The 3,690-nt window shown below is 63.6% G+C and carries 4 protein-coding genes and 1 pseudogene; 1 reads left to right on the top strand and 4 read right to left on the bottom strand.

Going from position 1 to position 3,690, the window contains the following annotated elements:
- Positions 1–288, bottom strand: a pseudogene (locus ACHFGA_RS07085) (hypothetical protein); the annotation flags it as partial.
- Between the two features lie 19 nt (positions 289–307).
- Entirely contained in the window at positions 308–1,804 is a 1,497-nt protein-coding gene (locus ACHFGA_RS07080) for a succinic semialdehyde dehydrogenase (RefSeq protein ID WP_394281707.1), read from the bottom strand.
- Between the two features lie 57 nt (positions 1,805–1,861).
- Here ACHFGA_RS07080 and ACHFGA_RS07075 point away from each other — a divergent pair, with 57 nt between their 5' ends.
- Positions 1,862–2,365 (top strand): TspO/MBR family protein, encoded by a 504-nt coding sequence (locus ACHFGA_RS07075; RefSeq protein WP_394281706.1) that lies wholly within the window; start codon positions 1,862–1,864, stop codon positions 2,363–2,365.
- A 170-nt stretch (positions 2,366–2,535) separates the two neighbouring features.
- Here ACHFGA_RS07075 and ACHFGA_RS07070 read toward each other — a convergent pair whose 3' ends face one another.
- Positions 2,536–3,045, bottom strand: a complete 510-nt coding sequence (locus tag ACHFGA_RS07070) for a hypothetical protein (RefSeq protein WP_394281705.1) — start codon at positions 3,043–3,045, stop codon at positions 2,536–2,538.
- Positions 3,046–3,102: 57 nt separating this feature from the next.
- Positions 3,103–3,690: M20/M25/M40 family metallo-hydrolase (locus ACHFGA_RS07065; protein ID WP_394281704.1), on the bottom strand; the 588-nt coding region annotated here is incomplete at its 5' end.

Below are 3,690 nucleotides of genomic sequence, written 5' to 3'. Positions count from 1 at the left end.
CTGGATCGAGCGGGCCTCATCCTGGCTGTGGCCATAGCCGAAGGAATCGCCAAGCTCACCAAGGCCGAAACGCTTCTGGAAGCCCTCCGCCGTCCACACCTCTTCGTGGTCGGACAGGGCGGCCAGCTGGGCGTCCATTTCGCGGCCGGTGTGCCACAACAGCCACGCGGCGGAATTGGGATGCATCTGCGGGTGGGCGTTGAACTCGGCAGGGGTGAAATCGCGGATCTGGTTGAGGGAGAATTCGGCGCGGTCAGCAAGGTCAGTAATGAATGCAGTGGTGTTCATACATCCCACGTTAGCGCTTTTAGCGCAGGTAGTCGCGCCCAATCTTTAACGTCGCGGTCAGTAGGCCCGACCAATTCTCCTTATCCACGCCAGCCGGCCCGGCGATCGGCACAATGCGCTGTTCAGCCACGGTGCGGGCCTGGGTGTACTTCAACAAACCCTCGTCGCCATGGCGTCGCCCGACTCCGGAGGCCTTCCACCCACCCATGGGGGCATCCACGCTCGCCCACGCGGCGGCATAGCCCTCGTTGATGTTCACCGTGCCCGCATGCAACTGCGACGCAATCCCGCGTGCGGTGCGCGCCGGGCCGAACACCGCGGCGTTGAGTCCGTATTCAGTATCGTTGGCTTTCAAGATGGCCTCCTCGTGGGAGTACACCACCTCCACCCTGACCACCGGCCCGAAGACCTCTTCGCGGTACAGATCAGCGGTGGCGGGGACGTCGACAAGCACCGTCGGCGCATAGAAGGTGGGGCCGAGCTCGGGCAGGCGCGTCCCGCCGGCAGCCACCGTGGCCCCTTTAGCGACGGCGTCGCTGACAAAGCCCGCTACCTGATCCACGTGATCCATGCTGATCAGACAGCCCATATCCGTCTCCCAGGATTTGTCACCGGCCACGCGCATGCCCTCCACGGCGGTCACGAACGCAGGGATGAAGTGGTTGGCCACATCGGCGTGCACGTAGATCCGCTCCACGGACACGCACAGCTGGCCGGAGTTGGAAAAACAGGCGTTGAGCACGCCGGGGATGATGGTGTCCACGTCCGCGTCCGACGTCACGATCAGCGGATTTTTGCCGCCGAGCTCGCCAGAAAAATCAATCAGGCGCGACGCTGCCTGCTCCGCCAGGGTGCGGCCGGTCGCGGTGGACCCGGTAAACATCAGGTAATCGCACGTTTCGACGATCGCCTGACCCACCTCACCGCCCGGACCAGGCAGCACGGTGAACACGCCTTCTGGCAGCCCCGCTTCCTCAAGGAGTGCGGCCGCGCGTAAGGCGGTCAGTGGCGTCTGCGAATCGGGCTTAAGTACCACGGCATTACCGGCCAAGAGAGCGGGGATCGCATCCGAGACAGCGAGCGTGAGCGGGTAATTCCACGGCGCGATGATGCCGACGACACCTACTGGTTCGCGCTGCACGCGCGTGCGGGTGGCCACCGGTAGAGCGCCTTTCGCCCGTCGCGTCTTCAACAAACGGGGCGCGGCATAGGCATAGTGGCGTGCCGTGATCGCGACATCGAGCACCTCCTCGAAGGCCGAGCGGCGGCTCTTTCCCGATTCGTCCTGGACCAGGTCGAGTAACTCGTCGCGACGCTCCAGCACCAGGTCATGGAAGCGCAGCATGATCGCCTTGCGCTTCGTAACCGGGGTGGATGCCCACTGCGCCTGGGCGAGGCGAGCAGCGTCGACGGCGTGGCGCGTACCGTCCGCTGAGTAGAGGGGCGCGTAGTCGATGATCGAACCGTCGACGGGGCGGGTGATCGGAGTGGTATCAGGCCCGATATCAGTAGTCATACACTTCAATTTATGCGATTTACGCAGCCGGTGTCGGATAGTCCGTAGGGTGGGGGCATGAACTTTTTAGAAAGAGCCCGCAAGAAGCGCCGCCGGAAGATCGTTGGAGGCACCGGCCTAGCCACCGCGGCTGCGGCCACCCTCGGCACCATCGCGACCGATCCAGACAGCATCTGGTACCGCACGCGCCGCAAACCATCATTCCAGCCGCCGAAGTGGTTGTTCCCCGTGGCCTGGACCGCGCTTTACACGGACATTGCCCTGGTCAGCGGCTTGTCCATTGCCGATGCCGACGAGGCTAACGACGAGCAGCCGCGCAACTCCTTGGCCACCGCTCTTGGAATCAACCTGGCGCTCAACGCGGGGTGGTGCGCCCTGTTCTTCCGCAGTAAGTCTCCAGCCCTGGCAACCGCCGGTGCTGCGGCGCTGACTGTGTCCAGTGCGGACCTGACGCGCCGGGCGATGCAGGTGAACAAAACACGCGGCGCATGGTTGATCCCGTACCCACTGTGGAGTGCGTTCGCCACCGTGCTGTCGGCTGCGATCTGGCGCAAGAACTAACCCCTGCGCCACGTGGCTCACTCCCGGCCCAAACCCGTCCAAACTGCTGTAGCTGAACTGTTGGAACTGGGCACTTTTCGGGCCTCGGGGTAGCAAAACGCCCCTGTTCCAACAGTTCAGGTCCAACATTGTGCGTTGGAACTAACCGGAGCAGGGGCGTAAAAGGGGAGCTAGAAAGAGGAACCGGCCGGCAGCTGGATGTTGAACGTAGCCAGCAGTTGCTTGAGCAGCCCGAGCAGGTCTGGGATGCGCACCGTGGCCAGATCAGCAACAGGTACATCAACGGACGGGACACCTTGCGGGGTCAGGTTGATCAGGTTGCCCGCAGGGGCAGGAGCAGGAGCCGGGGCGGGGGCCGGGTTGCTCGGTGCCGGGTTGTTGGGGGCTGGGGCTGCGCCGCCGCCCTTCAGGCCACAGCGGTTGGCGGCCTCGTCGACACGGCCAAGAGCGTCGAGGATCTGAGGGCCGCGCGAATCGAACCTGGCCAGGGTACGGGCCTGAGCAACCTTGTTGTTGTAGTCGGTTTCGTTGGTCCAGTAGCGGTTTGCCTGCTCGCAGGAGATGGGGCCGGATGGCAGCTTGGCCAGTGCATCGTCAATGACATCCGCGTTAGCCACGGCTGGGGACAAGGTGATGGCCGTGGCAGCTGCCAGGCCTGCGATCGTTGCGCGAAGTTTCATAGAGTGCACAATACCTCAATGTGATTGAAGTGGCACGTGATACTAGCGCTGATTCACCTAGGCCCCCACAAAACGACGGGCCAGAGCATGGTAGGCTTGGGCGGTCAGCTCGACATCTTCCACGTCCACGTACTCGTCATGTGAGTGCAACTGGTTGAGGACTTCGTCGAAAAGCCGCTCGCGCGCATGGAGTGCAAAGCCGTAGCCCACACCGCCAAGGCGACGGGCAAAGCGCAGGTCAGAGCCGCCAGCAGCGATGGTGGGGATGACGGGTACGTCGGGGAAGAATTCGTGGAACGTGTCGACGACCGCCTCATACAACGGCCCCTCAGCAGGGGAGAGGGTGGCGTCTTCGGTGATGAGGTGTTCGATCTCAACGCGGTCTGCGAGATCGCCAAGTGCTTCGCGCAGCACGTTGTCGATGTCATCCTGCGTGTGTCCGGGGAGCGGGCGAATGTCCAGCTCCACCCACGCGTGCGAAGGCAGCACGTTGATCGCCCCGCCGGCGCGTAAGACGGTGGGTGCGTAGGTGGTGTGGCTCATCGCGTGGGAGTAGCGGGCTAGCGGGCCAAGCGCCTCATAGTTTTCGCCGGCCAGCAGCTGCTTCTCGGTGTCAGGGTCGAACTTGAAGGCGCGGACGTAGCC

The sequence above is a fragment of the Corynebacterium sp. genome, assembly GCF_043426755.1.
Taxonomy (GTDB): Bacteria; Actinomycetota; Actinomycetes; order Mycobacteriales; family Mycobacteriaceae; genus Corynebacterium.
The sequence above is the reverse complement of the archived record's forward strand: the minus strand, read 5'-3'. Positions and strand labels throughout refer to the sequence as shown.